18 protein-coding genes and 3 tRNA genes are annotated in these 18,660 nt (G+C 61.0%); 12 read left to right on the forward strand and 9 right to left on the reverse strand.

The window, feature by feature from the left end; all coding sequences use genetic code 11:
- Positions 1–11: 11 nt before the first annotated feature.
- The 5 genes from gyrA (at position 12) to WDU96_RS01405 (ending at position 4,609) form a co-directional block, all read left to right on the forward strand.
- Positions 12–2,570 (forward strand): DNA gyrase subunit A, encoded by a 2,559-nt coding sequence (gyrA, locus tag WDU96_RS01385; RefSeq protein ID WP_337336692.1) that lies wholly within the window; start codon positions 12–14, stop codon positions 2,568–2,570.
- On the forward strand, positions 2,567–2,971 hold the full coding sequence (locus WDU96_RS01390) for a DUF3566 domain-containing protein (protein WP_337336693.1): 405 nt from the start codon (positions 2,567–2,569) through the stop codon (positions 2,969–2,971). Before gyrA ends, WDU96_RS01390 begins: the two co-directional genes overlap by 4 nt.
- Before the next feature lie 87 nt (positions 2,972–3,058).
- Positions 3,059–3,132 (forward strand) — tRNA-Ile (locus WDU96_RS01395).
- 16 nt (positions 3,133–3,148) lie between these two features.
- Positions 3,149–3,221, forward strand: a tRNA-Ala gene (locus WDU96_RS01400).
- A 308-nt stretch (positions 3,222–3,529) separates the two neighbouring features.
- Entirely contained in the window at positions 3,530–4,609 is a 1,080-nt protein-coding gene (locus tag WDU96_RS01405) for a linear amide C-N hydrolase (RefSeq protein ID WP_337336694.1), read from the forward strand.
- A gap of 235 nt (positions 4,610–4,844) precedes the next feature.
- Here the strand turns inward: WDU96_RS01405 and WDU96_RS01410 are convergent, their stop codons facing one another.
- Positions 4,845–5,405 (reverse strand): DNA helicase, encoded by a 561-nt coding sequence (locus WDU96_RS01410; RefSeq protein ID WP_337336695.1) that lies wholly within the window; start codon positions 5,403–5,405, stop codon positions 4,845–4,847.
- A 95-nt stretch (positions 5,406–5,500) separates the two neighbouring features.
- Here WDU96_RS01410 and WDU96_RS01415 point away from each other — a divergent pair, with 95 nt between their 5' ends.
- Together WDU96_RS01415 and WDU96_RS01420 are read left to right on the forward strand one after the other, a co-directional pair.
- Positions 5,501–6,073 (forward strand): peptidylprolyl isomerase, encoded by a 573-nt coding sequence (locus WDU96_RS01415; protein ID WP_337336696.1) that lies wholly within the window; start codon positions 5,501–5,503, stop codon positions 6,071–6,073.
- A 246-nt stretch (positions 6,074–6,319) separates the two neighbouring features.
- A complete protein-coding gene (locus WDU96_RS01420) occupies positions 6,320–6,973 on the forward strand; it encodes a rhomboid family intramembrane serine protease (RefSeq protein WP_337336697.1) in 654 nt (217 codons plus the stop codon).
- A gap of 133 nt (positions 6,974–7,106) precedes the next feature.
- Here WDU96_RS01420 and WDU96_RS01425 read toward each other — a convergent pair whose 3' ends face one another.
- Complete coding sequence (locus WDU96_RS01425; RefSeq protein WP_337336698.1) at positions 7,107–7,346, reverse strand: cell division protein CrgA; 240 nt, start codon at positions 7,344–7,346, stop codon at positions 7,107–7,109.
- Positions 7,347–7,400: 54 nt separating this feature from the next.
- On the opposite strand from WDU96_RS01425, the gene WDU96_RS01430 reads away from it, so the two are divergent.
- From WDU96_RS01430 to WDU96_RS01440, 3 genes are read left to right on the forward strand one after another with little or no spacing between them, the layout of a single operon-like run.
- Positions 7,401–8,207 carry a class E sortase gene (locus WDU96_RS01430; protein ID WP_337336699.1) on the forward strand — a complete coding sequence of 269 codons (807 nt, stop codon included), beginning with the start codon at positions 7,401–7,403 and terminating at the stop codon, positions 8,205–8,207.
- Positions 8,207–8,362, forward strand: a complete 156-nt coding sequence (locus WDU96_RS01435; RefSeq protein WP_337336700.1) for a hypothetical protein — start codon at positions 8,207–8,209, stop codon at positions 8,360–8,362. The genes WDU96_RS01430 and WDU96_RS01435 overlap by 1 nt, the downstream gene beginning before the upstream one ends.
- 13 nt (positions 8,363–8,375) lie before the next feature.
- A complete protein-coding gene (locus WDU96_RS01440; RefSeq protein WP_337337634.1) occupies positions 8,376–9,023 on the forward strand; it encodes an anthranilate synthase component II in 648 nt (215 codons plus the stop codon).
- Here the strand turns inward: WDU96_RS01440 and pknB are convergent.
- From pknB to WDU96_RS01475, 7 genes are read right to left on the reverse strand one after another with little or no spacing between them, the layout of a single operon-like run.
- The gene (gene pknB, locus WDU96_RS01445; RefSeq protein ID WP_337336701.1) at positions 9,005–10,702 is read right to left on the reverse strand and encodes a Stk1 family PASTA domain-containing Ser/Thr kinase; all 1,698 of its coding nucleotides are present in this window, start codon (positions 10,700–10,702) and stop codon (positions 9,005–9,007) included. The genes WDU96_RS01440 and pknB overlap by 19 nt on opposite strands.
- Positions 10,699–12,444, reverse strand: coding sequence for a serine/threonine-protein kinase (locus WDU96_RS01450; RefSeq protein WP_337336702.1), 1,746 nt, complete (start codon positions 12,442–12,444; stop codon positions 10,699–10,701). The genes pknB and WDU96_RS01450 overlap by 4 nt, the downstream gene beginning before the upstream one ends.
- Positions 12,441–13,898: a peptidoglycan D,D-transpeptidase FtsI family protein gene (locus tag WDU96_RS01455; RefSeq protein WP_337336703.1), complete on the reverse strand. Its 1,458-nt coding sequence runs from the start codon at positions 13,896–13,898 to the stop codon at positions 12,441–12,443. The genes WDU96_RS01450 and WDU96_RS01455 overlap by 4 nt, the downstream gene beginning before the upstream one ends.
- Entirely contained in the window at positions 13,899–15,296 is a 1,398-nt protein-coding gene (locus tag WDU96_RS01460) for an FtsW/RodA/SpoVE family cell cycle protein (protein ID WP_337336704.1), read from the reverse strand.
- The gene (locus WDU96_RS01465; RefSeq protein ID WP_337336705.1) at positions 15,293–16,531 is read right to left on the reverse strand and encodes a PP2C family protein-serine/threonine phosphatase; all 1,239 of its coding nucleotides are present in this window, start codon (positions 16,529–16,531) and stop codon (positions 15,293–15,295) included. Before WDU96_RS01465 ends, WDU96_RS01460 begins: the two co-directional genes overlap by 4 nt.
- 18 nt (positions 16,532–16,549) lie before the next feature.
- Entirely contained in the window at positions 16,550–17,077 is a 528-nt protein-coding gene (locus WDU96_RS01470; RefSeq protein ID WP_337336706.1) for an FHA domain-containing protein FhaB/FipA, read from the reverse strand.
- Positions 17,074–17,817 carry a DUF3662 and FHA domain-containing protein gene (locus WDU96_RS01475; protein WP_337336707.1) on the reverse strand — a complete coding sequence of 248 codons (744 nt, stop codon included), beginning with the start codon at positions 17,815–17,817 and terminating at the stop codon, positions 17,074–17,076. Before WDU96_RS01475 ends, WDU96_RS01470 begins: the two co-directional genes overlap by 4 nt.
- Before the next feature lie 169 nt (positions 17,818–17,986).
- Between WDU96_RS01475 and WDU96_RS01480 the strand changes: the two genes are divergently transcribed.
- Positions 17,987–18,070: transfer RNA gene (locus WDU96_RS01480), tRNA-Leu, on the forward strand.
- Between the two features lie 383 nt (positions 18,071–18,453).
- Positions 18,454–18,660, forward strand: a complete 207-nt coding sequence (locus WDU96_RS01485) for a cold-shock protein (RefSeq protein ID WP_337336708.1) — start codon at positions 18,454–18,456, stop codon at positions 18,658–18,660.

The following is an 18,660-nucleotide window of genomic DNA, read 5'->3' on the forward strand; positions in this document are numbered from 1 at the left end:
GAAAGTGACAAATGACTGACGAAGAGCGTCCCGAAAGCTACCACGAGCACGGCAAGATCGACCAGGTCGACCTGCAGCTCGAAATGCAGCGCAGTTACCTCGACTACGCGATGGCCGTCATTATCGGCCGCGCCTTGCCTGATGTGCGCGATGGTCTAAAGCCGGTTCATCGTCGAGTGATCTACGGCATGTATGACGGGGGCTTCCGTCCCGACAAGTCGTTCTCGAAGTGCGCGCGTGTCGTCGGCGAAGTCATGGGTCAGTATCACCCACACGGTGACACTGCGATCTATGACGCACTGGTGCGGCTGGTGCAGCCCTGGTCGATGCGCTACCCACTCGCACAGGGGCAAGGAAACTTCGGTTCACCAGGGAACATGGGCGCAGCTGCGCCTCGATACACCGAAACGAAGATGGCTCAGCTCGCGCTCGAAATGGTGCGCGACATCGAAGAAGAGACCGTCGACTTTCAAGACAACTACGACGGCCAGACCCAAGAGCCGTCAGTCTTGCCGGCCCGATTCCCGAACCTGCTCGTCAACGGTTCCGTGGGAATCGCAGTGGGTATGGCAACGAACATCCCGCCGCACAATCTGCGCGAAGTCGCCTCGGGAGCTCTATGGGCACTGGAGAACCCAGAGGCAACTCGCGAAGAACTGCTCGAAGCGCTCATGCAGCGCATTCCCGGGCCCGATTTTCCGACCGGTGCGCAGATTCTCGGCACGAATGGCATTCGTGAGGCCTATCGAACCGGCCGCGGATCGATCAAGATGCGCGCAGTCGTGTCGATTGAAGAACTGCAGGGTCGCACCTGCTTGGTGATCACCGAACTGCCCTACCAGGTCAACCCCGACAACCTCGCGGTGAAGATCGGCGACCTCGCGCGCGACGGCAAGATCACGGGAATCGCAGACATCCGCGACGAGACCAGCGACCGAACCGGCCAACGCCTCGTCGTCGTGCTCAAGCGTGATGCTGTTGCGAAGGTTGTGCTCAACAACCTCTACAAGCACACCCAGCTGCAAGAGAACTTCGGCGCGAACATGCTCGCGATCGTCGATGGAATCCCTCGCACTCTGCCGATCGACGGTTTCATCTCGCTGTGGGTTGACCACCAGATCGAAGTGATCGTGCGTCGCACCACGTACCGTCTGCGCAAAGCCGAAGAGCGCATGCATATTCTGCGGGCGTACCTGAAGGCCCTCGATGCGCTTGATGAAGTGATTGCGCTGATACGTCGTTCACCGACCGTCGACGAAGCACGCGCGGGCCTCAAAGTGCTTCTTGAGATCGACGACATTCAGGCTGACGCCATCCTCGCGATGCAGCTGCGTCGTCTGGCAGCACTGGAACGTCAGAAGATCATCGATGAGGCGACCGAGCTTGAAGCTCAGATCGCCGACTTCAAGGCGATTCTGGCCGATCCGACCCGCCAGCGCACCATCATTCGCGATGAGCTGACTGCGATCGTCGACAAGTTCGGCGACGATCGTCGCACGCAGATCATGCACGGCTTCGACGGTGACATGACCGACGAAGATCTCATTCCAGAAGAGGAAATGGTCATCACGGTTACCCGCGACGGCTACATCAAGCGCACGCGCAGCGACAACTATCGCCAGCAGCATCGCGGCGGGCGAGGTGTGAAGGGTGCGCAGTTGCGCGCCGATGATGTCGTCGAGCACTTCTTCGTCACGACGACGCACCACTGGCTGCTGTTCTTCACCACCAAGGGCCGCGTTTACCGGACGAAAGCGTACGACGTTGCAGAAGCCGGTCGTGACGCAAAGGGACAGCACGTTGCGAACCTTTTGGCACTCCAGCCAGACGAAGAAATCGCTCAGGTGCTCGACATCCGCGACTATTCCGTCGCCACCTACCTGGTGTTGGCAACTCGGGCTGGTCTGGTGAAGAAGACCCGTCTCACCGAGTACGACACCAACCGCCAGGGCGGAGTGATCGCTATTCGTCTGCGTGAAGGCGACGAAGTAGTGAGTGCGCTGTTCGTGGACGAAGGCGATGATGTTCTCCTCATCAGCCGTCATGGCATGTCGTTGCGATTCACCGCGACCGATGAGGCCCTTCGCCCCATGGGCCGAAGCACCGAGGGTGTAAAGGGAATGTCGTTCCGCGAGGGTGACAGTTTGCTCTCCGCATCGTTCGCGCGCGACGCGGGCTACGTCTTCGTCGTGACAGAGGGCGGCTATGCCAAGCGCACGGCAGTCGATCAGTATCGAACCCAGAGCCGTGGCGGACTTGGCATCAAGGTTGCCAAGCTGAACGACGATCGAGGTGAGCTGGCGGGCGGTTTGATCGTCTCGGAGCTGGACGAGGTCCTTGTGGTTCTTGCCAGCGGCAAGGTGGTACGCTCTGCCGTGGCCGAGGTGCCTGCCAAGGGTCGCGACACCATGGGTGTTGTGTTTGCTCGTGCGGGCGACGATGACAAGATCATCGCGATTGCGCGCAACGGCGAGCGGAGCTTGGCCGAGGCCGCACAAGAAGCGGTTGAGCCCGAGCCCACCTCTGACGAAGCGTCTCCCGAGAACCCCGAAGAAAGTACTGACGAATGAGCACAGTAGCGGACAAGCTCGCAAAAAAATCGAGCTCCAAGTCGAGCAACAAACAAGTGCGTCTTCGCCTGGTCTACATTGACTTCTGGTCGGCAGTGAAGATGTCGTTCTTGGCAGCGATCGCTATCGCGATCGTCACCGTTGTATCGATGGTCATGGTGTATTTCGTCGTCGAGACGACTGGTTTGATCACTCAGGTTGACGAGCTGGTTGGCACGCTTTCTGACGGCAGTTTCACCCTGCAGCAGTACCTCAGCTTGCCGCAGGTGCTTGCGTTTTCGGCGGTCATCGCGATCCTCAATCTGATCGTGGTCACCGTGCTCGGTGCGGTTGTCGCCGGCATCTACAACCTTGCGGTCAAGGTGACTGGTGGGCTGCTGGTCGGGTTCACATCCAACTGACGGTTTGCAATGACGACTCGATTTCAGAAATCATGCCAAATCGGGTAAAGTCTTGGAGGTTGCCGACGCAAGGACAGCAACGAAAACGGGGCTATAGCTCAGGCGGTTAGAGCGCTTCACTGATAATGAAGAGGTCCCTGGTTCAAGTCCAGGTAGCCCCACGCAGTACCCCCTCACGGGGCCTTAGCTCAGTTGGTAGAGCGCCTGCTTTGCAAGCAGGATGTCAGGAGTTCGAATCTCCTAGGCTCCACAAATTACATGAAGACGCCGACCCGATGGGTCGGCGTCTTCTCTTTTGAGTTGATTGCGCGATCTGCGCCGCGAGCGCGTCGCCCGAGGCAGCATCGACTCTTGTGGGCGACAACCCGGCGCTGGGTGAGGCGCTGGGTATTCGAGTGTGAAGCTCTCTGCCCGCGGCGGGTGATCTGGGGGTGAGATTTCGCCTCGAGCCCGCGACGCGTGATTCTCCCGTGCCAACATGCATAGAAAGCGTGAGGCAAGGGAGCGGGTATGACGACCGGCGCCGACTGAGATGCCTCTCAAGGAAAGGTAACGAGTATGTGCACGCGAGTTGTTTGGCCCGATGCCAATGGGTCAGTCATCGTTGGTCGGAACATGGACTTCCACATGGATTTGCTCTCCAACATCTGGAAGTACCCGCGTGGCATGGAGCGCACCGACGGCGTTGACGGAAACCTTTCCTGGACATCGAAGTACGGAAGCATCGTCGCGACGGCATTCGATCTGATCGCCACAGACGGCATGAATGAGCAGGGTTTTGCAGGACACATCCTGTGGCTTGCGGAGTCTGATTATGGCAAGCCTGAAGCAACCGCAACTCAGCTGAGTCAGGCAGTGTGGTTGCAGTACTATCTCGACAATTTCGAGACCGTGGAAGAGGCGGTCGCATGGACGAACGACACGCAGGTAGAGATCTCACAGCTGTTTGATCCGACCGGTCACCTGGTACCTACGCTGCACCTCGCTATCAACGATCCCTCTGGCGACTCGGCCATCATCGAGTACACCGATGGCAAGCCGCGGGTGTATCACAGCCGTGACTACAAGGTCATGACCAACTCCCCCACCTTCGACAAGCAGCTTGAGCTTGTGAAGACGGTGGCGGGCCTCGGCGGCGACACTCCGCTCCCCGGCTCTACACTCGCGAGCGATCGGTTCGCACGCGCCTCGTTCTACGTCGAGCACCAGGTGCCGCCCAAGACGCAGGTCGATGCGATTGCAGCGATGTTCAGCATCATTCGCAACGCTGCACAGCCGTTCCGCACCCCGGAGCCGGGTAAACCAGACGCATCGCAGACGATCTGGCAGGTGGTGCTCGACCTGACGAACAAGCGTTACGTCTTCGAGTCCACGACGCGACCCGGGATGGTGTGGATCGACCTCGACAAGCTGAGCTTCAACAAAGACACCAAGGTGCTCAGGCTGGATCTGGTGAGCCGATTGATGTTGGAAGGCGGGCTTGCCGGAGACGTCAGCCACAAGTTCTCAGATGTGGGTGAAGCAGCCAACGAGGTTCTCGCGACCGGTGTTGAAGCCCTCGAGTTCATCGCAAAGAAGCAAGACGACTTCGCCGCCATCAAAGTCGCCGTGCAGGATCTGGTCGGTTCGTCCAAGTAGAAAACGGATGCGACAGCCGGTTCGATAGAACGACAAGACTGCCCCTCTGCTCTGGAATGAGCAGAGGGGCAGTCTTCTTGGTGCAGGTCGGGGAGACGATCAAAGCGATGGACGCGAGATCAAAGCAACCGGCTGGCTGTCCCAAAGAAAAAGGCCGCCGGGCTCTCTCAATAGGGAGAGCCCGGCGGCGAATACACGGTTGAGCACCGAAACGGGGTCAACCAGCGTCGTGCTTTCAGGCGTCAGGTGCACGCAGCGGGTCGTCGGCAACCCAAAGCTCGTCATCGGCGCGCAACGTCTGCCAAGCGGCGTAAAGCACACCCAGTGCGGCGGTTACACCGAGGATGATGGCGATCGTTCCGCCCACACCCATCCGCTTCTTCTCGGGCTCCAGAAGCGACAGCTTTGCAGCGAGCTTCTTCGTGGCATCCTTCGAGTACTTGTCGGCCTTCTTGGCGTATGCCGCCGAGTCGACTTTTCCGAGACCCTTGCCGTCGGCGAGACGCAAACGAGTGTCGTTGGCGGCGTCCCACACCGAAAGCGCGGAGCCCACGACGGCGCCGGCGGCCGGAACAACGCGATCCGACAAGATTTGCTTTGAATAGTCGACGCTCTTCGCGTAGCCAGCCTGCACCTGCGGTGCGACCTGCTCGCGACCATAGTGGTTGAGCTGGCGACTTGCTTCGCGTGCAATGTCGGCGGCTTCACCCACCAACGTCTGCTGCGACTCCCACAGGTTGTTCGCCTGTGACTGAAGCTTCTTGAGTTCCTTCGTGCGCTTACGGCTGAGGCTCACAATGCCCTCCCTGTCTTGGGGATGTCTGTCTCCCTATCTTGCCAGATGGTCAGCGTATCGGCAGAGCCTGGCGCGAACTCTGAGAGAATGGCACAATGACGATTCACACTGCTGTCGCAACGTTCCACACCAATCACGGCGACATTGTTGTCAACCTCTTCGGTGACCACGCACCTCGCACCGTCCAGAACTTCATCGGTCTCGCCGATGGAACCGGTTCATGGACTGACCCCGCTACTGGAAAGCCCGGTGAAGGAGCGCTCTACAACGGCGTGATCTTCCACCGCATCATCCCCGGCTTCATGATCCAGGGTGGCGACCCCCTCGGTCAGGGCGTCGGCGGTCCCGGGTACAACTTCAACGACGAGATCCACGGCGAACTGACCTTCACGGATCCGTACAAGCTTGCTATGGCAAACGCTGGACTTCGCCGCAACGCCATCACCGGCCAGGCCGAAGGTACCAACGGTTCACAGTTCTTCATCACCGTTCCTGGCCAGGGTGGCCGCGGCCCCGAGTGGCTGCAGGGCAAGCACTCGATTTTCGGTGAAGTTGCCGACGACGCTTCGAAGGCGGTCGTCGACGCGATCAGCGAGGTACGAACTGGTGCTGGTGACCGTCCAGTGGAGCCTGTCGTCATCGAATCGATCGACATCGTCGCCGTCTAATACCGGCGCATAAGCGTAAACGTGAGCACGAACGAGTTCCAGCGCAATCGCGACAACTTCTGCTACCGGCATCCGGATCGCCAGAGCTTTGTGCTCTGCCAGCGATGCCTGCGGACGGTGTGCGCGGAATGCCAAACGCCTGCGGCCGTTGGCGTGGTGTGCCCGGAGTGCTTGCGTGATCAGCAGAAGGCCCAGACACCGGCGCAGCGCACCGCGCAGCGCCGGTGGTCTCGGTCTCGTGCGGTCGTGGCTGACTCACGTCCGCTTGCCACATACGCAATCGTCGGCATTACGGCGCTGTCATTTTTGCTTCAGCTGATCCCGGGTTTCGGTTCTGACATCTATGAGCCCGCGATGCTGTTTTGGGCGCCCTACCTCTACCCGGAGATCTCAGGAACGTTCCAGCCCTGGCGACTCTTCACCGTCGCGCTGGTGCATTCAGGGCTCTGGCACCTCGGCCTGAACATGTTGGCGTTGTTCATGATTGGGAGAACTCTCGAGCCGATTCTGGGACGCGCACGGTTTGTCACGCTCTACCTGCTGAGCACGCTCGGCGGCTCGGTAGCGGTCGCACTGCTCTCATTCGCAACACCGGTCGTGGGAGCCTCTGGCGCGATCTTCGGGCTTTTTGGCGCGTTGCTCATCATCGGGCGTCATCTCGGCGCGAATGTGATGAGTATCGCGATCATCCTCGGAATCAACCTGGTGATCGGATTTCTGCCGGGCTACAACGTCTCTTGGCAAGCGCATGTGGGTGGTCTGCTCACCGGCTTGTTGGTGGCATTCATCTTCACGCGCACCCGAATGGCGAGTCAGCGCAGATCCCAGATCTGGTTGCTCATCGCGGTGGGAGCCGGACTTGTGGGACTGCTCTTCGTGCCGGCCTTCATCTACGGCTAGCGAGTTATCCACAGGTTCATCCACAGCTGGGGATGAATCACACCCGTGTAATTCGCCCGTGGCACCTTCTTGCAGACACGCAAAAGAGCTGCTCCGCCGAGGCGGGCAGCTCAGTGCCTAATAGTGCTGGGCGCTAGCGCCAGCGCGTCGTCATCAAGAAGCCGATGAAGGCGATCCCGAATCCGATCACGAGGTTCCACGCGCCGATGTCAGGGATCGGACCTGCGGAGCCGCTCAAGTAGAAGAAAAGCACCCACACGAGGCCAAGGAGCATCAGCCCGAGCATGATGGGCTTGAACCACACCGGATTGGGTGCCGCTTCGCCTTCTGCGCGCTCGATCAACGAGTCGTCGTCTTTGCCGGATCTTGCCATTGGCACAGTCTAACTGCCAGGGAGAGCACAGTGTTGCCCCTCTAGAATCTCCCTGTGAGTGAAGCGGCCTTTTTCGACACGAATGCCAGTGCTGATGGGCTGCGTGATCGATCACGACGTGCGCCCAAGAAGCGTCCACGCGCCACTTTCTTGGGCGTTGTGGGTGAGATTCTGATCACTCTCGGTGCCGTGACACTGCTGTTCGTTGCGTGGCAGCTGTGGATCGGCGACATCATCTATGGCGCAGAGCGAAACGCCGCTGGTCAAGAACTGTCAGAACAGTGGGCTCAGGAGTACGAACCGCCCGCAACGACGCCCACTCCTAGCGAGGATGGCGACGACGCTCCGTCGACGGCAGATCCGGTCATTCTCTCCGAACCTGCTGACGGCGAGATCTTCGCGAACATGTACGTCCCGCGATTCGGCGATGACTACGTTGTGCCGATTGCCGGCGGAGTTACGCGAGAGACAACGCTCGACCCGATCGGCATCGGCCACTACCCCGGTACAGCGATGCCCGGCGAAGAAGGCAATTTCGCTGTCGCAGCACACCGCACCACCTACGGCGCACCCTTCAACGCCATCGCAGATCTGCACGTCGGCGATGCCATCGTCGTCGAGGTGGAAGAAGGCTGGTACACGTACCGCTTTCGCACCCTTGAGTATGTGACCCCGAGCGAAGTGGAAGTGTTGCTGCCCGTGCCGCAAGCACCGGACGTTCCCGCTGGCGGCAACTACATCACGATGACAAGCTGTAGCCCCATGTATTCGCTGGCAGAGAGAATCGTCGGGTACGGACTCTTCGAGTCGTTTACCCCGCGGTCCGAGGGCCCACCCACTTCGTTGACGGAAGGCGTCTGATGTACGCAGCGCTATGGCATGTTCTGCCCGGACCTTGGTGGTTGCGGGTCTTCTTCTTGCTCATACTGGCGGCAGCGGTCGTCTACGGGCTCTTCTTCTGCGTCTTTCCGTGGGTGAGTCCGTTTATCGTTCCGCAAGAAGTCACTGTTGGCTGACGCTTCGGACCCGATCGCGCCAGTTCTCGTGATCGACAACCACGACAGCTTCGTTCATACCCTGGTCGGCTACGTCAACGAACTCGGCGTCGCGACAGACCTGGTTGAAGCAGACGCTGTCGACGATCCCGAAAATCTGGTCTCGCAGTACCAGGGCATCATCATCTCGCCGGGTCCTGGGACTCCCCTCGATGCGGGAGCGTCAATCGCCATCGTGCGCGCGGCAGCAACTGCCAGCATCCCGCTTCTTGGTGTCTGCCTGGGCCACCAAGCTATTGCAGAAGCGTTCGGCGCCACCGTCGAGCGTGCACCGGAGCTCATGCACGGCATGACGTCGCTCGTGCATCACGATGGTGACCCGATCTATGCCGGACTGCCCGACCCATTCACCGCAACGCGGTACCATTCGCTGGCCATCCTCCCCCGATCATTGCCGCACGAACTAGTCGTGACGAGTCGCACCGAGGGTGGGGTGATCATGGGCATCGCGCACATGACTGCGCCCATGCACGGCGTGCAGTTTCACCCTGAGAGTGTGCTCACACAGGGCGGCTATCGGCTGCTGGGCAACTGGCTCGCGTCAATTGGCTTTGCGGATGCTGCGGTTCGCGGCGCGGCATTGCGACCCCACCGCGGGGCAGGCTACGTGCCAGAGCAGTAAACGAGTGTGATTTCGGAGTGGATCGGTACATCTCCGGGAGCCAAGGACTGCGAGGCGACGACGGGGTCCGCGTTGGATGACGGGCACGAGGTGTCTTCTTGCGTCAGAACCGCGAGCTCGAGTGCTTCAAGATCACGAGTGGCGGCATCGACGGTGTAGCCGGTCACGTCGGTGATGGTTACTCGACCCGAGGCGACTTCGAGATTGACCGTAGATCCGATCGGCACGACGGCACCTTCAGGCTGGTCAGCCGAGATCACGGTGCCTCCAGGCAACGAAGGATCGTTGCGCTGAGTGACGATTCCCAACTCCAGCCCCGCACTTTCAAGCGCAGCGGTTGCGGCGTCTTGACCGAGACCGTCGAGCGTCGGGACGGTGACGGTCTCTTTGCCCTCGGAGACGTAGACACGCACCTCTGAATCCGGAACGAGGGTCTCGTCTGCTTCGGGGTCCGTGCGGATGACGTTGCCCTCGGCGACCTGGGCGTTTTCTTCGTTGATGCGCACTGCAAGCAGCTCCGCTTCTGCCAAGGTCTCAATTGCGCGTTCATACGTCATGCCCGTGACGTCGGGCACCGTGCTCGCCGACGTTGGAGGAGCTTCGTCTGGACGAATCGAGAACACCCAGAACGCGATCGAAATTAGCAGTACTGCCAGAATTCCGACGCCCGTCCAAATCCATGCGACCGGGGGACCTGCCTGAGTGCGGGTCATCGTGGTGTCGGTGCTGAGCTGGCGAAGTGACCGAGCTGTCTCGGCCGCATGACGCGGATTCGGGCCGTAGAGTTCGCTGGTGAGCGTGCTGACCTGTCGCTTTGAAGGTGATCGACCATCGACCGTTGCGTCGACGGCGTCACGGAACGACGCTGCGTCTTGGTAGCGCTGATACGGGTCTTTCGCCAGGGCGCGCAGGGCGACGGCGTCGAGAGAGCGCGGCACCGTGTCGTTCACCTCGGAAGGAGCGATCGGCGCTTCGCTTACGTGCTGGTAGGCAACAGCAACCGGTGTTTCGCCGCGGAAGGGCGGTCGACCAACGAGCAGTTCGTATAGCACCACGCCGGTGGAGTACACGTCAGCGCGTGCATCGACCGGTTCGCCTTTGGCCTGCTCGGGAGAGAAATAAGAGGCGGTGCCGATGATGGCTGTCGTTTCAGCAACGGTCGACGACCCGTCTGAAACAGCCCGCGCGATGCCGAAGTCCATGACCTTGACGCCGCCGGCCTCGGTGATCATGACGTTGCCGGGCTTGATGTCGCGGTGGATCACCCCGGCGCGGTGCGAGTATTCGAGCGCTTCGAGAATGCCGTCGATGTACCGCACTGTGTCAGCGACGGGCACCGGCCCGGCCGCGATTATGTCCTTGAGCAACCTGCCCTTGACGAGCTCCATCACGATGTACGGAACCGGGCGGGTGACCCCGTCGTCACCGACCGCAGCATCTTCACCCGCGTCGTAGACACGCACGATGGTGGGGTGCGCCATGCGTGAGGCTGCTTGGGCTTCTAGCCGAAACCGCGTGCGAAATGCATTGTCGTTCGCCAAGTCGCGATCAAGCACCTTGATCGCGACCTCGCGGCCGAGCGTGAGGTCTTCGCCGCGGAACACCGTCGCCATGCCGCCGCGACCGATGACTTCATCGATGCGGTAGCGACCTGACAGCACACGTGGTTCGGCGGTCACGGCGTGGGTGTCGGCGTCGGGTCTGGTGCTGGGTCGGTAATCGTGGCTTGAGCCTGGCTGGATGCATCAGAATCGCGGCTCGTGCCGTTGCCGGTGCACGAGACCGTGTAGGTGACGAACAGCGATTGACCGGATTGATCCGCGACCACCAGATCAACCGGGCGATCGGTGGGCGAGAACGATGCTTCTGAGCCACCGGTAGTCGAGAACGTGCCGTTCACTGCTTTGAGGTTGTAGGCGCTCACGGTCCCGGTGCCAGATGGGCACGTGAACGCGCTCCAATTGACCTGCACGGTGGCGCCGGCTTCTACGGATCCAGCGGCCGAACCGCCGACCTCGATGGTGGGTGCGCTGGGTGCGCCGATAGCCGTCATCGGGCCGTAGTAGGTCAACACGAGTTCGCGTTCCTTGGGAACGTTTCCTTGCGGTTCGAAGGAGTAGACAGTGTCGACCTGATCTTCAGAAGTTGCCGCATTGCCTTCGGTGCACGTTACCGTCTCGATGCCAGCCTCGAGCGCGGTGTTTCGGGCATCGTCGCAGCTCATGCCGTTGAGCCCGAGAGCGTTCACATCGACTGTCTCGGAGGTGGGCGTCGGCGTCGGTGTGGGTGTCTGACTCCGAGTGGGCGTCGGTGTCGCCGTGGTCGTGCTCGCTGACGGCGTAGGTTCGGCGTCGCCGCCCCCAGCCAGCAGTGCCCATACCGTGCCACCGAGAACGAGCAACAACAAGACGATCAGCGCGATGAGCGGCCAGGTCCATGGGCTGCGCTTCTTCTTCTCGGGCTCACCGTCGGCATCGACAGGAAGATCTGTTGCAGACAGCAGTTGAGTGGTCGCCGAGGTCTGTCCTGAAGCAGTCAATAGCTTCGTCGAGTCATCGAGGCCGCCAGCAATCGCGGGAATGGCCACGATGGCTGCCGCGACGTCGCCGCGTCGCAGGGCCGCAGCGCCGTTGGCGACTGCCGCTGATGAAGCCGGACGATCCTCGGGTTTCTTGGCGATCATCGCCATGACGAGGTTCTGCACCGGTTCCGCGACCGTAGCCGGAAGCGGCGGCGGCTGCTCATTGATCTGCGCCATCGCGATCGCGACCTGCGATTCGCCCGTGAACGGACGTCGGCCGGCGAGGATCTCGTAAGCGACGATTCCCAACGAATAGGTGTCAGTCGCCGGAGACGCGGGATGGCCAGACGCCTGTTCCGGTGATAGGTACTGCACCGTGCCCATGACCTGTCCGGTGGCCGTCAACGGCACCTGGTCGGCAATTCGCGCAATGCCGAAGTCAGTGATCTTGACCCGACCGTCGGGCGTGATCAGAAGGTTTCCGGGCTTGATGTCGCGGTGCACCAGACCTGCCGCGTGGGCAGCCTGCAGCGCTGCCGCCGTTTGCGCCACGATGTCGAGCGTTTTGTCCGTCGACAGTGCGCCTTCACGCTCGAGAATTGTCGACAGCGCTTCGCCAGGAACAAGTTCCATGACCAAGAACGCGCTACCCGCTTCTTCGCCGTAGTCAAAGACACTGGCGATGCCCTCGTGGTTGACGAGCGCCGCGTGGCGAGCCTCGGCGCGGAAGCGCTCGAGGAAGCCCGGATCGCCCATGTACTCGTCTTTAAGAATTTTGATGGCGACAGTGCGGCCGATCACATGATCAGTCGCTTCCCAGACCTCGCCCATACCGCCGATCGCGATTCGGGAATCAAGCTCATAGCGGCCACCGAAGGTCACACCCTGCGTTGGTCTCATTTGCTTAGCACCGCCTCCATGACCTTCTTCGCGATGGGCGATGCGATGGAGTTACCGCTGCCCGTTTGTCCCTGCCCGCCACCATCTTCAATGACGACGGCCACGGCTACCTGAGGGTCATCAGCCGGAGCAAATCCGGTGAACCACAGAGTGTACGGATCATCCGCACCGTTCTCTGACGTTCCCGTCTTTCCGCCCACCTCGACCCCGTCTATTCTTGCACCCGACGCAGCACCATCACTGACATTAGCGACCATCATCGCGACCATTTCCTCTGCAACATCAGCTTCCAATGCTTGGGCGAACTCGGTGCTTTCGAATGTCTCTTGCGAGGTGAGGTCGGGGCCGATCACGCGTGAAAGCATCCTGGGCGTCATCACGACACCTTCGTTGGCGATTCCTGCCGAGACCATAGCCATTTGAATCGGAGTTGCTGTCACCTGACCTTGACCGAAGCCGGTGAGTGCTGTCTGGGCGTCATCGAGTGCTCGGGGATACACCGACGGGGTAGAAACCAGCGGGATCTCGACCGAAGAGTTGAAACCGTATTTCTCCGCCTCTTCGCGAATGACGTCGTCGCCGAGTTCGACAGCGAGCTCAGCAAAGGGAATGTTGCAACTGAGGCGAAGGGCGTCTGCGATCGTCACTTCGTCGCCATCGCCGCACGTGCCCCTACTTGCGTTGTAGACCACGCTGGTGGATTGCGGCAGGGTGTACGTCGATGGGTTGGGCAACGTGGATTCTGGGGTGTAGTCGCCTGACGACAGTGCCGCCGACGCGACCACGAGCTTGAAGGTCGACCCAGGAGGGTTGAGGTCACCAGCAATTGCGCGGTTGTACAGGGGATTGGACGGATCCGCGACGAGAGAGTCGTAGTACTCGTTCGTCGCATCGGCATCGTGAAGCGCGAGCAGGTTGGTGTCGAACGAAGGACTCGACACCATTGCGATCACGGCGCCAGTTTCGGGATTCAACGCGATCACGGCGCCTTCCAAGTCTCCCAGGGCCTCGTACGCAACCTGTTGCACTGCGGCATCCAGGGTCAGAACCACGTTCGACCCGCGCGGCGGTTGACCGGTGAAGATGCGCTCGACGCGCGAGAAGAACTGAGATCCGGCCGTGCCGCTGAGAACCTGATTCATCGACTGCTCCATGCCGGTGGCAGACCCGAGTACCGGGTTGATCCAGCCTGTGACGCTCGCCCACATCTCGGCGTCGGGGTAGACGCGCTGCCAGCTGTACACGTCGTCGGTGCTCACCGATGACGCGATAGCCGAACCGCTCGCAATGATCGAGCCTCGTTGCACCTCGTACGAGTCGTAGAGTGCGCGCTTGTTGTCAGGATTCTCGGCGAGTGCATCAGCGTCGATGACCTGAATCCAACTCGTCGAGGCAAACAGAGCGATCACCATGGCAAGGAGCACCAAGCTCACCCGGCGTAGTTCTTTTGTCATCTAGCCGATCACCACCCGGGGTCGACTGCGCACGGCATCTGAGATGCGCAGCAGGATGGCCACAATGATCCAGTTTGCAACCAGCGACGATCCGCCCGCTGCAAGGAAGGGCGTGGTCAGGCCCGTCAACGGGATCACTCGCGTTACGCCGCCAACCATGATGAATACCTGCAAACCGATCGTGAATGACAGTCCCGTTGCGAGGAGCTTGCCGAAGTCATCTTGACCGGCCAGCCCGATACGAATGCCTCGACTCGTGAAGATGATGTAAAGGCAGAGGATCGCGAACGCTCCGATCAAGCCGAGCTCTTCACCGAGGCTGGGGAAGATGTAGTCGCTCTCGGCGACGGGGGTGAGATACGGGCGGCCTTGTCCCAGGCCTGTGCCCAGCAGGCCACCATTGGCCATGCCGAAGATGCCCTGAACGAGCTGGTAACTGCCGCCCGGCGCTTCAATGACAGCGGGATCGAACGCGTAGATCCAGTTCTCGAACCGACTGCGTACATAAGGCAGAATCTGCGTGGCGACGAGTGCTGCCGCGACCACAAGAACGAGGCCCATAAGCACCCAGCTGGTTTTGCCCGTCGCGACGTAGAGCATGACGACGAACATGCCGAATATCAGCACGCCAGTACCAAGGTCGCGTTGCAACACGATGATGGCGAGCGAGATCAGCCAGACCACCATCAGGGGGCCGAGCTCGCGGGCACGCGGCCAGGTGAGTCCGAGGAATTTCGTTCCCACCGAGGTGAGGCTCTCTCGCGTGCGCACGAGATAGCCAGCGAAGAAGATCGCTAGCGCGATCTTTGCCAGTTCTCCCGGTTGGAACGAGAAGATGCCGACTGATATCCACACGTTGGCGTTGGCATTGGTGCTCAGGAATGGAATGAACGGCAGCAGCAGCAGTGCAATTCCCACGAAGCCGAAGATGTACGTATAGCGAAACAGCACGCGATAGTTGCGCAGCGCGTAAGCCACAATGAGCGCACAGCCGAGGGCGATTCCTGCCCACACGAGCTGTCGGGTGGAGAAGGAATCCCACCCGTGGCGGTCCCAATAGATGTCGAGGCGGTAGATCTCGGCGATGCCGAGTCCGGTGAGCAGAGTGGCGATCGGCACAACGAACGGATCGGCGTCGCGCGCACGCAGCCGCAGCAGAATATGCAGAGCCAATACGATCGCCGTCAGCGTGCCGCAGTAGATCAGGAACGTCCAGTCGAGGGCATCAGTGGCGCCCAGTTGCACAAGTGCGACCGCTGCCCCGTTGATGAGGAAGACGAAGATCAACAGTCCCAGTTCGCGGTTGCGCTGCGTTTGAGGTGCGCGGATCTTGCGCAGGGCGCGGATGACCGCCGTGTCGGTTGAGACGTCGCCGGCAGGTTTGGTGATGTTGCTCATTCGCCTCCTCCCGCGATCTCGCTGATTGAAGTGACGATACGGCGTGCGTCTGTGAGAGAGCTCGCCGAGATCGTCTGCTCAACAGTCGCCAGCGCGAAGTCCGAGAGCGAATCCAACGGAATCTCGGTGTCTTCGTACGGGGTCGACAACGAGATCGGACCGATATTCTGCTGCACCCCTTGGAAGATCACCACGGAGTCTTCGTCCGCCCCCACGAAGTACCGAGTCTGAGTCCATTCGTAGCTGAACCACAGCGCGGTGCCGATCATGCCGAGCACGAGAATCACACCCACGATCCAGCCGATGCGCCGTCGGCGATTGCGGCGTTTGTCTTCTTCGATGAGCTCTTCGAGAAACTCCGGCGCGGGCTCGAAGTGAGTGGGTTCATTGGCGGCCTGACGATTCGGGTGCAGCCAACTGGTGCGGCTCGGCTTGGCCGCGGGAACTTCGATGCCGGTCGGGTTCGAAGCTGATCCGACGATGGTGGGTGTGCCTGAGAACAGTGGATGCTGCCCGCCGACGTCGACAATCACGATCGTCACGTTGTCTGGAGCGCCGCCATCGAGGGCCTGCTTGAGCAGGCTGTCGGCGGTGCGTCCGGGAGCGAGGCCGAGCGCCAGCGTTTTGCTCGTATGAGGGTCGTCGACAACTCCGGTCAGACCGTCTGAGCAGAGCAGCCACCGATCGCCTGGCTGAGTCGGCATGATGAAGGTGTCGAGCTCTGGATTGGGATCCATGTCGCCGAGCACACGCATGAGCACCGATCGGCGAGGGTGATAGCGCGCTTCTTCTGGAGTGATGCGCCCAGAGTCGACGAGACGTTGCACGAAGGTGTGGTCGGTGGTGATCTGGGTGAGATTGCCATCGCGAAAGAGATAGATGCGCGAGTCGCCGATGTGCGCGATGACCGCGTACTCGTCGACCATCAGCAGTGCGCTCACCGTCGTTCCCATGCCGGCCAGCTCGGGGCGCACGTGCACGGTGTCGATCAGATCGGTTGCTGATTCGGTAATAGCGTCTTGCAGTGCGCGTTCGGCCACCGTGGTGGACTCGTAAGGCACGTCGAGTTGCTGAAGCCGAGACACGGCGAGGCTTGATGCCACATCGCCGCCAGCGTGTCCGCCCATGCCATCGGCAACCACGAACAGATTAGAGCCGGCGTAGCCGGAGTCCTGGTTGTTCGAGCGCACCTTCCCGGTGTGCGAGATGGCGGTGCTGGAGCCTTGAAAGACCATATGGGTGGGCCCGCCCCGTTACTTTCGCAACTCGAAAGTAGTGGCGCCAACCTTGATCGGAGCGCCCACGATCACCGGCACGGGCGTGGTTACGCGAGTGCCGTTGTGCCACGATCCGTTCGTCGAATCGAGATCCTGCAGCATCCACTGCTCGCCCCACAGCACGAGACGCGCGTGATGGCTCGACGTGTAGTCGTCGCGAATCACCAGGCCAGATTCGCTGGAACGCCCGATCGTGAGCGGCTCGTGACCCAGTGGCAGCTCGAGACCCGCCTTGGGGCCGCTGGTGATGACGATGCGTTCTACCGTGGTGGTGGTGGCTGGGCCCGCTTTCGAGGGCGGCGCGGCCGCAGGCGGCGCCACGGGAGCCGTCTTGTTAGAGGGTGCGGACTTTTTTGAATCCGCTCCAGCTGGTGCGGCATCGGGCATCCGCCGCACTTTCACGCCGAACAGATCCGCTCGAAGCGAGTAGACGACCGCGAACACGAACGCCCACAGCAACACCAGAAACCCGATGCGCAGCAGGAGCAGGGTGAGTTCACTCATGCCAGGGGACCACCATCTCGAAGGTTGTAGGCGCGAGTCGCGTCGTCGGCAGAGAGCTTGGGTTTCGGAGGAGCGGAGTGAGCCACCACGCGGAAGACGATCGCCGTGCGTCCGATTGTCACCGTGGAGTCGGGCGGCAACGCAGCTTCGGTGATCTTATGGCCGTCGAGCATCGTGCCGTTGGTCGAGTTGAGATCGCGGACCATGGCGCGCTCGCCGTCCCACAGAATCTCAACGTGCTTGCGGCTGGTGCCAGCGTCGGAGATGGTGATGTCGGCATCGCTGCCGCGTCCGATCACGGTTCGGGCCTTGACCAGCGGATGCCGCTTGCCTTCAACGTCGACCACGCCACGCCATGCCACTGTGCCGCCCTGGGCAGTGGAGGAGTCCACCCGCAACGTGCCGGTGGATACCTGCTCATCACCGGTCAGGGTGATACTGACGCTGCCCGCGAAGGAGTACCCCTGTGATGTCGCGTGCTTGTTGACAAGCGTGAGCAGTTCGTCGTTGAGGGCGTTGCCCAGCGACGCCATATTCGCGTCATCGGCGGGCGAGAGCCGCACAGTAAAGGTGTTCGGAGCCAGGATGCGGTCGCGGGAGACGACGGCAGCTTTCTTGTCGAGCTCGCTGCGTAGCGCAGAGGCGATTTCGACGGGCTGAATGCCGCTGCGGAAGGTCTTCGCGAATGCGCTGTTTACGGCGCGCTCGAGACCTTTCTCGAAACTGTCAAGTAGTCCCACGGAGCTCCTCGGACGGGGGGTGCCGGTTGGTACATGCTAGTTGCAGAGTCTGAGTCGGCGAAGAACCCTCTTGTGTAGTTGAGCTCATGCCCACCAGTTCGAGGCTAGTGCAGGAGGCGTGATATCCTCGGGAAGTTGAGTTCGAGGTTCTTTTTGGCCTTGTCAACATGCGCGGGTGGCGGAATAGGTAGACGCGCTGGCTTCAGGTGCCAGTGCCCGCAAGGGCGTGGGGGTTCAAGTCCCCCCTCGCGCACACATTGTCCTGAGTCGCGGCATCGTTTACGAACGAGTCGCGGCTCAGGACTTTTTTGTCGGTTCTGACGTAGGCAAGGCCCGGATGCGCGCAGCATAGCCGCTCATGATCTCGCCCGGGATTGCTGGTTCGGGCGTCGATAAATCGATACCATGTGGATGTCACGCATGGCGTGGCCTATCCGGGGGGATCCGTCGACGTCCGGGCTTCGAGTTTGCTCAGCCCGGGCGTCCGATGGTGTTGGGGACTTTGATCGCACGTCAGGAGTACGGCTGTGCAACATTTGGGTCACAACGAGTAATTTCCTCGCGATCATCGCCCCAGTTATATAGCGTGGAAGTGATTAGCGCACGGGGCGCTAGCACACCAAAGAACGGCAAGTAATGAGCACGCAGGGTACCGTCAAGTGGTTCAACTCGGAGAAGGGCTTCGGCTTCATCGCTCCGGATGAAGGCGGCGCAGACGTCTTCGCCCACTACACAGCGATCACCGCGAGTGGATACCGCTCGCTCGAAGAGAACCAGCGCGTCGAGTTTGAAATCGCGCAGGGCCCGAAGGGCCTCCAGGCGGAAGACATCCGCCCCCTCTGA

This window comes from Microbacterium marmarense, from assembly GCF_037204165.1.
Lineage (GTDB): Bacteria > Actinomycetota > Actinomycetes > Actinomycetales > Microbacteriaceae > Microbacterium > Microbacterium marmarense.

Bases quoted from the DNA above. Each gene is read 5' to 3' on its own strand.
- gyrA (WP_337336692.1), top strand. From the start codon at position 12: ATGACTGACGAAGAGCGTCCCGAAAGCTACCACGAGCACGGCAAGATC.
- WDU96_RS01390 (WP_337336693.1), top strand. From the start codon at position 2,567: ATGAGCACAGTAGCGGACAAGCTCGCAAAAAAATCGAGCTCCAAGTCG.
- WDU96_RS01405 (WP_337336694.1), top strand. From the start codon at position 3,530: ATGTGCACGCGAGTTGTTTGGCCCGATGCCAATGGGTCAGTCATCGTT.
- WDU96_RS01415 (WP_337336696.1), top strand. From the start codon at position 5,501: ATGACGATTCACACTGCTGTCGCAACGTTCCACACCAATCACGGCGAC.
- WDU96_RS01425 (WP_337336698.1), bottom strand. From the start codon at position 7,346: ATGGCAAGATCCGGCAAAGACGACGACTCGTTGATCGAGCGCGCAGAA.
- WDU96_RS01435 (WP_337336700.1), top strand. From the start codon at position 8,207: ATGTACGCAGCGCTATGGCATGTTCTGCCCGGACCTTGGTGGTTGCGG.
- WDU96_RS01450 (WP_337336702.1), bottom strand. From the start codon at position 12,444: ATGAGACCAACGCAGGGTGTGACCTTCGGTGGCCGCTATGAGCTTGAT.
- WDU96_RS01455 (WP_337336703.1), bottom strand. From the start codon at position 13,898: ATGACAAAAGAACTACGCCGGGTGAGCTTGGTGCTCCTTGCCATGGTG.
- WDU96_RS01460 (WP_337336704.1), bottom strand. From the start codon at position 15,296: ATGAGCAACATCACCAAACCTGCCGGCGACGTCTCAACCGACACGGCG.
- WDU96_RS01465 (WP_337336705.1), bottom strand. From the start codon at position 16,531: ATGGTCTTTCAAGGCTCCAGCACCGCCATCTCGCACACCGGGAAGGTG.
- WDU96_RS01470 (WP_337336706.1), bottom strand. From the start codon at position 17,077: ATGAGTGAACTCACCCTGCTCCTGCTGCGCATCGGGTTTCTGGTGTTG.
- WDU96_RS01485 (WP_337336708.1), top strand. From the start codon at position 18,454: ATGAGCACGCAGGGTACCGTCAAGTGGTTCAACTCGGAGAAGGGCTTC.